This is a genomic window from Mesorhizobium sp. 1B3 (genome assembly GCF_050958605.1).
Lineage (GTDB): Bacteria > Pseudomonadota > Alphaproteobacteria > Rhizobiales > Rhizobiaceae.
In genome coordinates this window covers 1-15,006 of sequence record NZ_JBJHDO010000023.1, presented here as the reverse complement: position 1 = coordinate 15,006, position 15,006 = coordinate 1, and the positions used below count along the sequence as shown (strand labels likewise).

Annotated in this window: 13 protein-coding genes; 5 read left to right on the top strand and 8 right to left on the bottom strand. The window is 57.1% G+C overall.

What is annotated here, in order from left to right; all coding sequences use genetic code 11:
* Nucleotides 1-92 precede the first annotated feature (92 nt).
* From ACCO56_RS32265 to ACCO56_RS32230, 8 genes are all read right to left on the bottom strand, one after another.
* Nucleotides 93-2,126, bottom strand: a complete 2,034-nt coding sequence (locus ACCO56_RS32265; RefSeq protein ID WP_433645069.1) for a glycosyltransferase — start codon at nucleotides 2,124-2,126, stop codon at nucleotides 93-95.
* Between the two features lie 60 nt (nucleotides 2,127-2,186).
* Complete coding sequence (locus tag ACCO56_RS32260) at nucleotides 2,187-3,431, bottom strand: glycosyltransferase (RefSeq protein WP_433645068.1); 1,245 nt, start codon at nucleotides 3,429-3,431, stop codon at nucleotides 2,187-2,189.
* Nucleotides 3,432-3,439: 8 nt separating this feature from the next.
* On the bottom strand, nucleotides 3,440-4,546 hold the full coding sequence (locus tag ACCO56_RS32255; RefSeq protein ID WP_433645067.1) for a DegT/DnrJ/EryC1/StrS family aminotransferase: 1,107 nt from the start codon (nucleotides 4,544-4,546) through the stop codon (nucleotides 3,440-3,442).
* 31 nt (nucleotides 4,547-4,577) lie between these two features.
* Nucleotides 4,578-5,327: an ABC transporter ATP-binding protein gene (locus ACCO56_RS32250; RefSeq protein WP_433645066.1), complete on the bottom strand. Its 750-nt coding sequence runs from the start codon at nucleotides 5,325-5,327 to the stop codon at nucleotides 4,578-4,580.
* Between the two features lie 12 nt (nucleotides 5,328-5,339).
* On the bottom strand, nucleotides 5,340-6,101 hold the full coding sequence (locus ACCO56_RS32245; RefSeq protein ID WP_433645065.1) for an ABC transporter permease: 762 nt from the start codon (nucleotides 6,099-6,101) through the stop codon (nucleotides 5,340-5,342).
* 167 nt (nucleotides 6,102-6,268) lie between these two features.
* Nucleotides 6,269-7,147, bottom strand: a complete 879-nt coding sequence (locus tag ACCO56_RS32240; RefSeq protein WP_433645064.1) for a glycosyltransferase — start codon at nucleotides 7,145-7,147, stop codon at nucleotides 6,269-6,271.
* Nucleotides 7,137-7,778, bottom strand: a complete 642-nt coding sequence (locus ACCO56_RS32235) for a NeuD/PglB/VioB family sugar acetyltransferase (RefSeq protein ID WP_433645063.1) — start codon at nucleotides 7,776-7,778, stop codon at nucleotides 7,137-7,139. The genes ACCO56_RS32240 and ACCO56_RS32235 overlap by 11 nt, the downstream gene beginning before the upstream one ends.
* 235 nt (nucleotides 7,779-8,013) lie before the next feature.
* Nucleotides 8,014-8,952: a glycosyltransferase family 2 protein gene (locus ACCO56_RS32230; protein ID WP_433645062.1), complete on the bottom strand. Its 939-nt coding sequence runs from the start codon at nucleotides 8,950-8,952 to the stop codon at nucleotides 8,014-8,016.
* A gap of 285 nt (nucleotides 8,953-9,237) precedes the next feature.
* On the opposite strand from ACCO56_RS32230, the gene ACCO56_RS32225 reads away from it, so the two are divergent.
* From ACCO56_RS32225 to ACCO56_RS32205, 5 genes are all read left to right on the top strand, one after another.
* The gene (locus tag ACCO56_RS32225) at nucleotides 9,238-10,281 is read left to right on the top strand and encodes a polysaccharide deacetylase family protein (RefSeq protein ID WP_433645061.1); all 1,044 of its coding nucleotides are present in this window, start codon (nucleotides 9,238-9,240) and stop codon (nucleotides 10,279-10,281) included.
* A gap of 435 nt (nucleotides 10,282-10,716) precedes the next feature.
* The gene (locus ACCO56_RS32220; protein ID WP_433645060.1) at nucleotides 10,717-11,907 is read left to right on the top strand and encodes a porin; all 1,191 of its coding nucleotides are present in this window, start codon (nucleotides 10,717-10,719) and stop codon (nucleotides 11,905-11,907) included.
* A 135-nt stretch (nucleotides 11,908-12,042) separates the two neighbouring features.
* Entirely contained in the window at nucleotides 12,043-13,155 is a 1,113-nt protein-coding gene (locus tag ACCO56_RS32215; RefSeq protein WP_433645059.1) for a pyridoxal phosphate-dependent aminotransferase, read from the top strand.
* Nucleotides 13,156-13,461: 306 nt separating this feature from the next.
* Nucleotides 13,462-13,755 carry an acylphosphatase gene (locus tag ACCO56_RS32210; RefSeq protein ID WP_433645058.1) on the top strand — a complete coding sequence of 98 codons (294 nt, stop codon included), beginning with the start codon at nucleotides 13,462-13,464 and terminating at the stop codon, nucleotides 13,753-13,755.
* Between the two features lie 109 nt (nucleotides 13,756-13,864).
* The gene (locus ACCO56_RS32205; RefSeq protein ID WP_433645057.1) at nucleotides 13,865-14,839 is read left to right on the top strand and encodes a Tim44 domain-containing protein; all 975 of its coding nucleotides are present in this window, start codon (nucleotides 13,865-13,867) and stop codon (nucleotides 14,837-14,839) included.
* The last annotated feature ends 167 nt before the right edge of the window (nucleotides 14,840-15,006 follow it).

Sequence of the window (15,006 nt, the reverse complement as noted above, 5' to 3'; positions counted from 1 at the left end):
CGACAGCTCGCGTACGAGCGCGCGGTACACCTATCGACAGACACCGCGCAAGGCAAGAGCCGGGGTTTCAACCTGAGCTGGCACACACTTGGTCAATAGGACAAACCCCCAATCTTAGTCTGGATCCCAGTACGGACATCAACAACTTCCAATTCCGCTATCAACGCGCGACCTTCTTCGACCCCTAAGAAGCTTAAGCTCCCATCAGGATTGCGAGATTCACGAAACTGCGGCTCGACGAACAGTCTTGACGATTGGGTTAGACCTGCAGCCTCGAACACATCATCTCTGACGAAGAACGCATTATTTCCACCGACATTCGTGCCAACCAGCCGGTAGCCCTTCTGCTCAGCTAGTCGGACCAAAGCCTGCATTGAAGCGCCGGCGTAAAGCCAAGAATAGTGCTTCCGCCTGCGATCAAAATCACTAGCGTAAGGCACCGTCACGGCATTCCTCGGGCCAAAAATCCCATTGTACTCGATAACCACAATCCTGGGGCTGATAACCTGGACAGCCCTCCAAAGCCAATAATCCATACCGTCAACGTCGATCGAGAGCAAACCAACATCCCCAGAATATCCTACCTCCAATATTAATTCATTAATGTTTTCTGCCGTTACAAACGCACCTTTCGCTCGTATAGAATATTTCCAGAACCAATCCGATGAAGTAATCTCTTCAATTTTACTCGAATCGCAATCAATTACCGCGCCAGCCCAATTATCTTTAAACAACAGAAGCTTTGTATTGGCCTCGGCATAGTTATCCACACCGATCTCCACAAATGTCTTGTTTGGTATATCACAATGTGAAATAAGATACTGAATCAGCCCATCTTCATCCCATTGGGAATAAATTTTGTAACCAGCCGATGCGAAGCTATCGCCCCCGTTGAACTTGCTGAGGCCACGCGCCTGATTTACGAGCATATTCTCGAGTACAGCAGCCATCGTGACTTGCCGTCGTTCAATTTCAGAGCCCATTTTCCTGACTTCCGATCGTGTAGCGGCCAGCTCTCTCTCAACCTGCTCCAGCCTTGCAGACGCGGATGTCCAAAGCGCTTCAAGATCCAATGCGACGCGGTCTTGACCGCGCTCTAATGTGCGCTGCAGGGTGCCAACAATCGCCTTCTCAAGCGCAAAGCGGTTCGCTTCACCTGCATCATGCAGAGCAGTGACCGCTTCCTGTGCCTGACTCTGAAAAAATTCTCGGAATTTCTCTTCTATTCGGCTAGCAACACGTGCAGCCATAGAAGACATGATCCGGTCATAGCCTCTATAGAGCTTACTTTGCCTAGCGATGTTTCCGATCCGCTGGCGTATAGACATACGTCGTCCTATTCGTGGTCCGCTATGAAATTCGTCATGTCTTATCCGTTGAAGTTTCAAGGGATCATCAAAATACAGCCTTTGCAGAACTTCCCTGGCCTGGGTATACCGCCGCCACTCCGCTGCGAAATCCTTGGTGCTAATTCCACCTAAGACAAAGCGCGAAATTGTTCGACTGATATAACGAATCTTAGCGCCATTATTGATTGCAGCGCTAAGAAGGAGATTATACTCGCCCGTGGCAACAGGCTCGATACACGCGTACGTGTTGTTGTCGAATATATGACGCCGGTAAAAGGTCGCTTGGTGATGGATCGATTCCTCGCGAAGCTGGAAGCGATCCCTCATATAACTCAGATCGACAATCTTCCCCGCCGTAAATGCCCCATGATCGTGGCTGTCGTCTGGCCCCAAGTACACAGGTAGGATGTTACCGAAAACAATATCTGCATCACACTCCTCAAAAAACCGCGCGACCTCACTCACGGTATTCTTGTCAAAGAACGTGTCCCCAGCGTTCAAAAAGATAACGACATCTCCGGTGGCTGCCTTCGCACCTTTGTCCATTGCGTCATAGACGCCGTTATCTTGTTCGCTAACGAAATATCCTAGCGGATATTCTTTCGCTATCGCCTGCGTTCCGTCACTCGAACCGCCATCGATAACGACATGTTCCATATTCGGGAACGATTGTTGCGCAACCGACTCCATCGTCAAGCGAAGCGAATCGCGAACGTTTAAGGTGACAGTAACAACACTAACTTTGCTGACTGGGCGCACTCTTCGAAAAATGATCATTTCTACTATCAACAGGCCCTTGAAGTCGCCGGACTGGAGAAGCTCACAACTACGATGGGACTAGCGGGCCAACGCGCAATCGACAGCTTCATACAATCGCCTAGAAAGACTCTCGGTATACTTGCGTGATTGCTGATACAGGTCCTCAATTGAGGGCCGTTCGTAGGGCGTGGCACTAATCTTTTGCAGCTTGTCGAACAGGTCTCCAGCGTCTTTGGTCTTGAACAGCAACACTCGTCCGTCGCCAAGCGGCAATTCGTAATTGATGGGAATGTCCGAGACCACAGAACGCACGCCGACGCTGATTGCGTCGTAAACAGCCCCACCGCCTGGGCCTCCTTCGAACAATGTTGGCTGAATGACGGCAATACACTGCTTCATAAGCTCGATCTGATCATCTTTGGGCACATAGCCGAGAAACCGGACACGATCGCTCACACCGAGATCTCGCACCAATTTGTGGATGCTCTCGATATAGCCCGGCCGCCGCGGTTCCTGTAGCTTTCCCGTAAAGACAAAATCCACGTCCATGCCGCGCTGCTTGGCGATCTCTGCCGCTTCGATTACCGTCTCTTGGGACTTATGGATCCAGAACTGATTGCAAATAAGAAAATAGGGACGGCGGAGCTGATAGCGCTGGGCCAATTCGGGGCGCGGAATTAGCTTCTCAAGCTCTATTATCGGAGCAAAGGGTAAGTCAAAGACTTGCTCTACATCAGCCTGATAGAACTTCTCCATGTCCGCTTTGGCTGCTTGAGAATTGATGATCATGGGCTTCCCCGAGGCGAGCAATCCTCTTATTCTCTCATCGCGCACCCTCTGGGATTCATCATCGAAGAACTCCGGGAAATACTTTGGCTGCGCGTCAGGCCAATAAGTAATATACGGCAACGTCTTAGGTAATATATGGATCGAAGGCATGAACAGATCGATCCGATGCTCTTCTTTAACCATTGCTAATGCGTGGGGGGCTGCTTCGGTTGTCACAAATCGCATAGACGAACAAGCCTCAGCGTAGAAGGCGTATTCATCTGGATCGCTTTTGATCACGAGTTCCGATACAGAGGCTGCAGCATGCCCTCCAAACCTCAACAGCCGTTTTAGGTAAGGGATCCGCGAGAGACCACTCTTGATAGCCGGTGGTATTGCTGCCTCAATCTTTTCGTTGGCTCGAGGGCAAAGGAAGATAAGTTCGACCTCCGGATTGAGGCCCAAGCCCCTGATTATGTTCTTTAGAAAATCGTTGGCCCCTGTGTTGATCAGAAACTCATGCGCGAGCAGCGCTATCCGCACAGGCCTGGCCATTCCGGACCCTAACCCCTTACCTGATTAAAATGTGCTCTGATTTCGGAGCAGATGATGCCCACATCTTCATCTGACAGATCCGGATAGCTCGGCAGGTTAATGCCGCGGCGAGACAGATCTTCCGCCACAGGGAACGCCTGACCGGGACGCAAATACATGTGCATGCGATGGACCGGATGAAATATGGGCCGAGTCTCGATGCCTCGCTCCCGCAAATGACTCCGCAACGGATCCCGATCTTCCGCAGCGTCAGTCAAAATCGTGACCATCCAGTAGCTGTGCTCTGTGCCTGCTCGCTCGCCATGAACCGACACAGGCAGACCGGCCAGCTCTTGTCCGTATATGTTTGCAAGCTGCCGCTTTCGGGCAACAACCTGCTCTATATGCTCCATCTGCGCCGAACCAATAGCGGCACATATGTTGGTCATGCGATAGTTGAAACCAACTAGGTCGTGCCAATATTCCCGATCCCTAGCCAATCCCTGTCCCTTGAGGCGGGATATCCGATCGGCCAAGCTTAAGTCGCTAGTGACAAGCATGCCTCCTTCGCCTGTAGTGACGGTCTTATTGCCAAAAAAGCTAAAGCAGCCGACGTCGCCAAGAGTGCCTACCAGCTTGCCGTCGAAGCGCGTTCCAATGGCTTCAGCACAATCCTCTATGACGAACAAGCCATACTCCCGCGCCAGATGCCTAATGCCCTCCATGTCACAGGCATGGCCGTAGAGATGAACCGGCATGATAGCTCGTGTTTTCGGAGTAATCTTGCGCTCAGCATCCGCAAGATCCATCTGCCAATGGTCGGGCTCGCTGTCGACAAACACAACATTTGCGCCTGTGTAAGTGACCGCGTTGGCCGAAGCTATGTAGGTTAACGTGGGAACCAACACCTCATCACCAGGCCCAATGCCAAGAGCCGCAAGGGCTAGGTGAAGAGCTACCGTTCCATTAGACACAGAAAGCGCATGGTCAGCGCCAAGATACTTGGCGAACTTGCCCTCGAACTCGCCGATGTATTTCCCTTTGGAAGAGATCCACGTCGAGTCTAAACAGTCGAGAACGTACTCCCGCTCTCTTCCGGTAAAGTGCGGCTGATATACAGGATATTTGAACGACAACGCCGCCCCCTCCAGTCTTTGAATGTGAGATTTAATTAATTTGCCCAGTCTTGTAAGCGTGAATCACATCTTCAACGCTTCCGCTCATTCTTATCACCCCTCCCTCCAGGAGAATCGCGCGATTGCACATACTCTTAACAATCTCCAGGTCGTGGGAAGCCAAAATCAAGATGCTCGCGTCGAGGACGAACTCATCCAAGCGCCTCCGAGCCTTTTCCGCGAATGCAAGATCCCCAGCTCCAATCATCTCGTCCATAATGAGTATGTCTGGCCGGATTTCGGTCGAAGCAGCAAAGGCCAAACGCACTTGCATGCCAGTCGAATATGTACGTAGAGGCATTTCGAGGAAATCGCCCAGTTCAGTAAATTCTTCGACGGAGTGCACGCGCTTCCGGGCGTCGGCGTAGTTCATCCCCAGAAAAACGAGACGGGAGACGATATTCTCACTGCCTGTCGCTTCAATATCCAAACCTAGACTGACATCCGTAAGTGAGGAGACCTTTCCTTCGATCCTGACCGTACCAACTGGTGGCTCATAAATCCCGGCCAACACCTTGAGCAGGGTCGACTTGCCTGCGCCGTTGTGGCCTATGAGCGCCAATCGATCTCCGTCCTGTAAACGGAGGTTAATATCCCTCAATGCCTGAATTTCAATCCGTCCACTGTCGTCACGAGCCAAGCCACCGCCCACGTGTCGCAACACCGCATTCTTCAGGGACCGCCCCTTGGCTTCATAGATCGGGTAGCTGAGGGAGACAGCCTGCAGGTCGATAAGTGCCATGTCAGCTCACGATTACAGATAGTAGGCGATGCGAGAACGAAACCGGCCAAAAAAAATCACCGCCACGGCAAAAGTCACAGCCGTTACGCCGAGGGCAAACCACCATGACGATGGGTTAGGGGGCACGCCCAGGATAGGATTGCGCATGATGTCGAGAAAGGCGGCGAAGGGATTCCAATCCGTCAGAATTTGAAACTGGCCACGCAATTGATGCGCGGACCACATTATCGGAGACAAAAAGAATGCAATTTGCATAAATGAAGATACTATCGGAGGTAGATCACGAAACCTTGCCGATAACGTGCTCAATATCAGCGCCACGCAAGCCCCGGTCAAGAGCGTTAGGAACATAGCTGGAATGAGAAGCAACAAATTCCAATTTGGGACTATACCTAAAAGAACCATCACAACGGGCGCGATAATCACATTATGCCCAAAGGTTATAAGATTTCTTAGTATTATTCGATAGATAAATACTGATTTCGGCAAAGGAACGCTTCTTATATACGCCTCGCCCTCTATAAAGGCCACAGCCCCTTCGTTGCAAATTCCAGCGATAAGCCCCCATGCGATTAACGATACCGCGATCATAGGGAGATAGTCCCGCAGCGAAATCGCAAAAATTGTCGAGTAAACTATAGCTAGCGTTATGATTGTAACTGCCATCGATATGGTGAGCCAGAATTGACCTAAGCGAGATCGACGATAGCGCAATCTGATATCATTCACGGCCAACATGCCCCAAACTCGCCATAAGGCAAGGCCGGCGATCATGTCGACCAATCCGTCCTTCGCATACGCTACGACGGAGGTTCGCCGATCGGAGACATGAATCACATTGATACTCAAGGTATCCTCGTTGCTCTTTAGCTTACTCAGCAGCTGGGGCACCCCGTTTACAGTTGCGCCTTTCGGGTGGCAACAGTGAACTAGGTCGCAGACTAAGATGCACGGAGCCGGCGAATGCGAGCCAAACCAGCCTGCAAGAATCTTCCAGCCTTGGTGTGCAGCAAAAGCCCTATTCGATTGCGCCAATTCGGTTTAAGAATCAGGTATTCGTCATAGCGCACACCCGAGATGTTCCTGCCTGCTGGAAAAAACTCCCTTCTGAGAAGGTCGCGTGCATCAGAAAAGCGCGCCCATTCTCTCGTAAAATCTGACGTGCTATGCCCACCAAGGGCAAATCGAGTAATTGTTCGAGGCAGGTAGCAGGCCCTCGCCCCACCCGCGACAAAAGCACACATATTGAGATGGTATTCTCCATCGGCCCGGGGATCTCGCGCCTTAAACCCGCACCGCTGAACCAACTCGCGTCGGTAGAAAATAGCCTGATGATGAATCGACTCATCATAAAATAGTCGGCGATTACCGAAATACCCTAAATCGAGTGTCTTTCCAGATTTGAAAGCTGGATGGTCGTGCTCCTGCACCGTGTTGCTGTAAACAGGAAGCAAATTTCCAAAAACAGCATCTGCACGCGTCTCAATAAAATAATTTACAACATCACTGACAACATTATTATCAACAAACATATCCCCACTGTTTAAGAAGTATACAACATCCCCATCGATGTACGCTATCGATTTCTGCATAGCGTCGTAGATGCCATTGTCTGGCTCCGAAACCAGTACGTCTGGATCATGATTCGAAATAATTTCGACAGTCCTGTCGGTCGAAGCCCCATCGACAAAAATGTGCTGAATATTCGGGTGCGTCTGTTTGCGAACACTCAGGATCGTATCCAGAATGCTATCGCTTGCGTTCCTACAGACTGTGACAATGGAGACCTTCATCCCTTTGGAGCCGATATCAGACTGCACCGGACACCTTCGGACGTGCTGGCACACCGACTACAAGGGTGCCAGCAGCTATTGGGCCTACCACGCAGCTTCCGGCACCGACAAACGCCCCATCCCCGACGACCAGAGGCTGGCCTGTAGTTCCGTCCCGGAATGAGGATCCAACCCCGACCCAAACTTCGTTTCCAATTGCAACATTCCCGGCAATCGTCACTCCCGGGCAGACGGTCGAATATTCGCCGATAATTGAATCATGGCAAATAACGCAGCCGAAATGAACGATCGCCCCGGATCGGACCACGCACAAATCTGAAAGCACTGCATTGGCGAAGATCTGAACAGGATGGTGCAAAACGGCTGTAGGCGCAATGAAAGCCCGCCGACTGATATAGCTGCCAAACTTCACGCCATGCGACGCCAGTTCGACTGTTACTCGGCGGCGAGTTGCAGGATTTCCAATTGCGACAACCCACAACGCATGCGGATGGCTGGCTCTCGCTTCCGGCGAAGAAAGGATCGGTAGTTGATGCAGATCACCGCCAGGATTGCGATCATCGACCATCGCGACGACATCGTACCCATCCGCTCGCATCTGGAAAAGCACTTCTCGTGCGTGGCCTCCGGAGCCATAAATGATGAATTCCTCGACCATCAAAGGAACCTTTTAAGCTGCGCCGTATCGCCGTCGAGCTGTCGTGCGAAGGTGTAGATCCGCTCCGTCACGCTGTCGACCTATAGGCCTGTAGTGCCATCGACTCATGTGTTCCACATTGACACGCAAAGGTGCTTTTTATCGACGGTGCCTCAAGTTGCAAGCCGTACGACAACCACCTCGCCAACAAACCGGCTCGATATAGTCTTCACAAATCCGTTCGAGAATCCGTCGATTATGTAGCAGTAAATCGCGCGGGCGCCATAACATGGCCGGCACGCAACCTCCGCTCCCTCAGGTGACGTAGCACTGGTCCAGGCAGCCGCAAAATCCAACCTGGATCTCTCCGGCTGCCATCCAAGACACTGGACAATGCCTGAGAGAGGTTTCCACGCAGTCCCTGCAGGCCCACCCAATAGAACAATGCCCAGGCGTGCCAACGGGCGTAGGCAGCACGCTCAGCCCCCGAACTGGCTTCGGCCAGGCCATTTTGCGCCGCAATCAGCGACTCTTTCGCCAGACGTTCGACAGCTGATGCCCCTGAGAATGTCAGCGAGCCCTCATGCACGCCATAGCTATATAGTGGCTGTGAAACACAGACGTTGTGAGGTTTAGTCAACAGCACTCTTAGCAGGTAATCCTTGTCTGATACCATTTTGTACCGTTCGTCGAACAGACCGACGCGCTCCACCAAGCGTCGCGTCAAGTAACGACCGTTGGTAAGCGTTATCCCCGGGCCAATATCCTGCTCGCGGAGCGTTAGAAACTGTGACGCGTCGACAATGGTTACCCGCCTCTCGCCTTCGGCCGACAGATTTACCATTTCAACCGGGCCGGAAATCATATCCAGCGTGGGAGCGCCCGCCAAAGCCCTCCGCGCACAAGCAAAAGCGCCTGGCGGGATCGTATCGTCTGAATTCAGGATACAGATGAGGTCGCCGCTGGCACGCTTGAGCCCTTTATTGAGGGCTGCGTACATACCGGTATCGGGCTCACTGATCCAGTTGAGATGCGAATGCTTGCGTAGCAGATCCACGGTGCCGTCTGTTGACGCCCCATCGATCACTATGTGCTCCACATCTTCAAGACCTTGAGCAACGACACTGGATATGGCTCGCTCAAGGTGATCTCGACGGTTCAGTGTAACTGTAACTACGGATATACGCACCTGCATGGCCTATGTTCGCGATACCAAAGCGCTATACCGCGCGTTTGCGCCACTTTGCCCGACCGAGATGCCGAGCACGCCTGAGACCTGTGGCGGGCTTCCACCCGCTTTTGTTTCTGTTTCGTACCAGTCGCAAAGCCCGCCTAACGGCAGCCGGCGCAAGGCAACGCCTGATAGCCGTTACGCCGGGCGCTGTCGAGACCACCGATGCGATCGCCCCCGCCCCGGCAAAGCGCTTTATTAACGGGGCGCATCTTATGGGTTTCCCGTCCAAACCTGTTAAGCCAGACGTTGAATCACGCGGTCCGAAACATCCTCAAACAGGCGGCCGTCCGGGTCGGGCTGGAAGCCATCGCGCTTTCCCGGGCGGGGAGGCTGTGGCCTGCAGCCGGCGGGCGCGGGGTGATCTTTACGCTTCATCACGTGCGCCCGCGAGGGGGGAAGGCCTACGATCCGAACGCGCATCTCTCCGTCACGCCCGCGTTCCTCGAAGAGGCAATCCTGGCGGCCGGGGAATGCGGGCTCACGCCCGTCGCGCTCGAAGACCTGCCGCGCCTGCTTGCAGATAGGGGCGACGAAAGGCGCTTCGTGAGCTTCACGCTGGACGACGGCTATCGCAACAATGCGGAGTTCGCCGCGCCGGTGTTCCGAAAACACGGCGTGCCCTACACCATTTTCCTTACCGCCGGCTTCGTCGAGAGATCGCGGGCCCCATGGTGGGAGACGGCGGGCCGGCTGGTCGCAAAAGCCGATCGCCTGGAGTTCGATTTCGGGCGGGGAGCCGAAACGCTCAATCTGGGAACAAGCGCCCACAAGCAGGCGGCCTTCGAGCGCCTCGCCGAATTCGTCCAGGCCAGGCAGGAGGACGAGGCCGTGGCGCGCATAGACGAGGTGGCCCAAGATCATGGCATAGACCCGGTCGCCCTGGTGGCGGAGCTGACGATGGATGCCGGGGAATTGCGCCGCCTCGCGCAAGACCACCTCGCCCGCTTCGGCGCCCATACGCTGACCCACGCCAATCTGCGGGGGGTCGACGACCAGCGCCTTCGCCGGGAGATCGCGGAATCGGCCAAGGCGGTGGAAGCCTATGTCGGGCGATATCCCCGCAGCTTCGCCTATCCCTACGGTTTCCCCTCGGCCGTGTCGGAGCGCGAGATCCGGGCGGTTGCCGAGGCCGGCTTCGAGATAGCGGTGACGACGCAGCCCGGCGTGCTCAGGACATCGAGCCTCGAGCGCCCGACCGCCTTCAACCGTGTTTCGCTGAACGGCCTCTACCAGGAAAAGCGCTACGTGAAGGCGCTGATCTCGGGGCTGCCGTTCGGGCTGATGCCGTGATGTTTGCCTTGCTCGGAAGGTATCCGAGAGACACCCCCCTCTGCCCTGCCGGGCATCTCCCCCTCAAGGGGGGAGATTGGATGTCACGCATGATTTCGCTAATCGTCGTAGTGACAGAAGAGGCGCCGATATCAAAACTGCCGATCTCCCCCCTTGAGGGAGGGGGGGGCGGCAGCCGCCATGGTCCACGGGTACGGCCCTTCCCGTCGCCTGCATAATAGGCATCCTGGAAGGGCAGATTGCCCATCGATGAAGCGCTGCTCATTTTCCGTTCAACTGGTCGTTGCACTTTGGCAACACTGTCTATGCATTCCGCCGCAAACATCATGCGGCCCATGCAATCTTCTTGAACCGGCAAGCAAAGCCGGAAGAAATGTGAAGCATTCGGATTTGCTCGCGGCAAGTGACGGGCAGGCGAACGGGGAACAGTTCAGAATGATCAAGCGATTTCTTTTGGGGTCTGCGGCTGTACTTGTGGTTGCGACGGGGGCGCGGGCGGCCGATGCGGTGGTCGTCGCCGAGCCCGAGCCGGTCGAATATGTCCGTGTCTGCGACGCCTATGGCGCCGGGTTCTTCTACATACCGGGAACTGAGACCTGCCTGCAGATCTCCGGCTACATCCGCTACCAGATGGGGTCCGAGAACTATAAGGGCGGCGTGATCGATCCGGCCACCGGCGAAGTGTCCGGCAGCTCGCCGGACTTCCTGACCTACGGCGCCTATCCCGATGAGGAAGGCTGGATCAAGGAGACGCGTGCGCGCGTGGATATCGACGCCCGCTCGGAGACCGAATGGGGCACGCTGCGCGGACGCATTCGTTTCCAGGGCTCATGGGGCGGTGCCGCCGGCGCCAACCCGTTTTCGGACGGGCCGGTCAGCACCGACCAGGCCTATATCGACCTCGGCGGCTTCCGCGCGGGCTACAGCGAATCCGCATGGGTCGAATCGCAGAAGGGCGGCGTCGCGGCGTACGGCTCGCACAGCTGGGGCAGCATGTCCTATGGCGACGCCCAGCGCCACCAGCTCGGCTATTCCTTCGGTTCCGCCGAAGGCTTCGCGGCGACGATATCGCTGGAAGACGACGCGCTCGAGGGCGACGGCTGGATTCCCGATGTCGTCGGCGTGCTCAGCTACAACCAGGCCTGGGGCGCCGTCTGGGCGAAGTTCGGTTGGGAAGACTCCATCAACAACGTACCCGACGATATAGCCGTGGCCAGCGAAAGCGGCTGGGGCGCGCAGGTGGGCATGCAGTGGAACATTCCCAATGCGCCGGGCTCCTCGCTCCGCCTGCTGGGCTTCTATTCCGACAGCGACACGCGCTTCGGCGTCATCGCCCCGATCTCCGCGCTCACCGGCGGCAACGGCGCGGCCGAATGGTCGGCCCTGGCCTCCTACCTTCATCAGTTCAACGAGAAGTTCGCCGCCTCGGTGGGCGGACAGTATTTCAGCGATTTCTATGCCGGCGGTTCCGACGAGACTCTGGGTCTTTCCGGCTATGAGCTGGAAGTCGCGATGGCGTGGACGCCGGTCACGAATTTCGAAATCCGCACCGAAGTCTATTACGACAAGATCGAGGAGCTGGACGGCACCGTTTCTGGCTTCCTTCGCTTCACGCGCAACTTCTGATCGCCCTTCGACCGTTTGAACGGCAAACCCGGCGGGCAACCGCCGGGTTTTTTGTTGCCTGGGCGCCGCCGGAGGGGTAGTTCGGCTGCGGGAACTTCCGGCGGGTCGACCGCCGTTTCCGGCCAGCGAGATATCATGACCACACGCCCTGCCCTGACACCCTTGATCGCCGCCCTGCCGGCCACCGTGCCCTTCGTCGGGCCGGAGGCCCAGGAGCGCAGCCGCGCCGCGAAATTCCGCGCGCGCATCGGCGCCAATGAGAGCAGCTTTGGCCCCTCGCCGAGCGTGGTCGCGGCCATGGCGGCAGCGGCGCGCGACATGTGGATGTATTGCGATCCCGACAATCACGAGCTGAAGAGCGCGCTCGCCGCGCATCTCGGCGTCGGCTACGACAATGTCGTCGTTGGCGAGGGCATAGACGGCCTGCTGAACCTCGTCGTGCGCATGTATGTGCAGCCGGGAACGCCTGTCGTCACTTCGCTCGGCGCCTATCCGACCTTCAATTTCCACGTGGCGGGTTTCGGCGGCCGCCTCGTCTCCGTTCCTTTCGAAGACGATCGCGAAAGCCTGAGCGCGCTGCTCGACGCGGTGCGCCGCGAAAGGGCGCCCCTCATCTATCTCTCGAACCCGGACAATCCGATGGGCACCTGGTGGGAAACGCCGGAGATCCTCCGCTTCGTCGAGGCCTTGCCCGAAACGACCATGCTCATCCTCGACGAGGCCTATGGCGAAACGGCGCCGGCCTCGGCGCTTCCGCCGCTCGACGTGTCCCGGCCCAACGTTCTCAGGATGCGCACCTTCTCCAAGGCCTATGGTCTGGCCGGAATTCGTTGCGGCTACGCCATCGGCGAGGCCGGCACGATCCGCGAATTCGAGAAGATCCGCAACCACTACGGCGTCAACCGCATGGCCCTGATCGCAGGCGCGGCGGCCCTGGCGGACCAGGCCTATCTCGAGGGCGTGGTGGCAAAGGTCGCGACCGGTCGCGACCGGATCGCGGCCATCGCCCGGGCAAACGGCCTGACCCCCGTTCCCTCCGCCACGAACTTCGTCACGATCGATTGCGGCGAGGACGGAGCCTTCGCCTTGAAGGTGCTGCAGCACCTCTTGTCGCGCGACGTGTTCATCCGCAAGCCCATGGCGCCCGGGTTAGACCGCTGCATCCGCGTCAGCGTCGGGCTGGATCACGAGCTCACGGTCTTCGAGGAAGAGCTGCCCGGCGCCCTCGCGGCGGCGCGTGGAAAGTGAGATTGGTGGGCTAAATGATCGGGCGTCTGCGCTGGTCGGCCCCTCACTGTCCTGCCGGACATCTCTCCCCGCAATTTGCGGGGAGAGAGACGCCTGCCGCTTGGCTTTCGCCAATCGCAAACGCCGACGATTGGCGAAAGTGATGATGACAGCGTCCTTCTCCCCGTCGTTCACGGGGAGAAGTGGCCGGCAGGCCGATGAGGGGCAGGCGCTGCCGGTCGTTCCTAATGGTTGCTGGTACGAAAAGGGGTTCAAATCCACGTGCCGGATCTTTGCCTCCCGCGGTCGGCGCACCACATAGGGAGCATGACATCGGCAGCGGACGGTCGTGGGAAGACAGTGCTGGCCAGGATCACCGGCAGGGTGCAGGGCGTCAGCTTCCGTGTCTGGACGCGCAACGAAGCAACGCAACTGGGCCTCGTCGGCTGGGTGCGCAACGAAGAAGACGGGTCGGTGACGGCGCTGCTAAGCGGACCGGAAAGCGTGATCCTGCGGATGATCGCGCGACTTCGGCAGGGACCGTCCGGCGCGACCGTGACAGGTGTCAGCTTTACCGAGACGAAGCCGGATGGGTCGACCGATTTCCGGATCGTCGTCTGATTTCGACATCGCCGGAAAATTCGTAAGGGTTGTGGCGTGGGCCTCCTGACAGAGCGTGCTTTCATCATTATATGAGACGCTACATTTCTACTACAAACGAGGAGACCGCATGCCGATATCCAGGACAAGCCGATTTGCTGCGCTGATTGCAGGACTTTTCCTGGCATTCACAATGGTTGCCGTCGACCAGGCCGAAGCCCGTCGTGGCGGCAGTTTCGGCAGCCGCGGCACGCGCACCTTCCAATCCGCTCCCGCCACCAACACCGCGCCGCGGCAGGCTGCCCCGGTCGAACGTTCGATGACGCCGAACACGGGCCAGCAGAACGCGGCTCGCTCGGCTCAGCCGGCCGCACAGCGGCCCGGCTTCATGAACGGCTTCGGCGGCTCCATGCTCAAGGGCCTGATGCTGGGCGGTCTCATCGGCTTGCTCCTCGGCCAGGGCTTCGGCGGCCTGGCCGGCATGTTCGGCTTCCTCCTCCAGGCGCTGCTGATCGGCGGGGCGATTTTCCTGCTCGTCAGGCTTTTGCGTTCGCGCTCGGCCCCTACCCCCGCCATGGCCGGAAACGCCGGCGGCCTGGACAGTTTCCGAGATGCCGCACCGTCACGAAACGACCGTCCGTTCACCGTTCCGAGCTTCGGCGGCCGGACGGGTGCCGCGCCCACTCCGCCAGTCAGCGAAGACATCCAGCTGACGCAGGACGACCTCGACATGTTCCAGCGTCGACTGACGGAAGTCCAGGAGGCCTTCGGCCGCGAGGATCATCCCGCGCTTCGCCGTCTCGTCACGCCGGAAATGGTGTCCTACCTGTCGGAGGAACTCGCCGACAACGCCAAGAACGGCCTGCGCAACGACGTCACCGATGTCACGCTGGTCCAGGCCGACATCGCCGAAGCATGGCGGGAAGGCGATCGCGATTACGCCACGGCGGCGCTGCGGTACGAATCGCGCGATGTCATGCGCGACCGCAAGACCGGGGACGTCGTCGAAGGCGATGCCGACGAACTGAGCGAGACCACCGAGCTCTGGACCTTCGTCCGCCAGAAGGGCGCGGATTGGCAGCTCTCGGCCATCCAGCAGGCCTGATCCCGTCGGCGCTGATCTTTTGACCGGTTGCCCAGTAGCCCCTCACTGTCCTGCCGGACATCTCTCCCCGCGAGCGGGGAGAGAAAGGCTGGCCGCCTCGGTTTCGCAAACCGGCAACGGTGACGACTAGCGAAAGCCCTGATGAAATCGACTCTCTCCCCGCGTGC

Excerpts from the sequence above, each read along its gene's own strand:
- ACCO56_RS32265 (WP_433645069.1), bottom strand. The coding sequence starts at position 2,126 with ATGATCATTTTTCGAAGAGTGCGCCCAGTCAGCAAAGTTAGTGTTGTT.
- ACCO56_RS32260 (WP_433645068.1), bottom strand. The coding sequence starts at position 3,431 with ATGGCCAGGCCTGTGCGGATAGCGCTGCTCGCGCATGAGTTTCTGATC.
- ACCO56_RS32250 (WP_433645066.1), bottom strand. The coding sequence starts at position 5,327 with ATGGCACTTATCGACCTGCAGGCTGTCTCCCTCAGCTACCCGATCTAT.
- ACCO56_RS32245 (WP_433645065.1), bottom strand. The coding sequence starts at position 6,101 with ATGATCGCCGGCCTTGCCTTATGGCGAGTTTGGGGCATGTTGGCCGTG.
- ACCO56_RS32235 (WP_433645063.1), bottom strand. The coding sequence starts at position 7,778 with ATGGTCGAGGAATTCATCATTTATGGCTCCGGAGGCCACGCACGAGAA.
- ACCO56_RS32230 (WP_433645062.1), bottom strand. The coding sequence starts at position 8,952 with ATGCAGGTGCGTATATCCGTAGTTACAGTTACACTGAACCGTCGAGAT.
- ACCO56_RS32220 (WP_433645060.1), top strand. The coding sequence starts at position 10,717 with ATGATCAAGCGATTTCTTTTGGGGTCTGCGGCTGTACTTGTGGTTGCG.
- ACCO56_RS32215 (WP_433645059.1), top strand. The coding sequence starts at position 12,043 with ATGACCACACGCCCTGCCCTGACACCCTTGATCGCCGCCCTGCCGGCC.
- ACCO56_RS32210 (WP_433645058.1), top strand. The coding sequence starts at position 13,462 with ATGACATCGGCAGCGGACGGTCGTGGGAAGACAGTGCTGGCCAGGATC.
- ACCO56_RS32205 (WP_433645057.1), top strand. The coding sequence starts at position 13,865 with ATGCCGATATCCAGGACAAGCCGATTTGCTGCGCTGATTGCAGGACTT.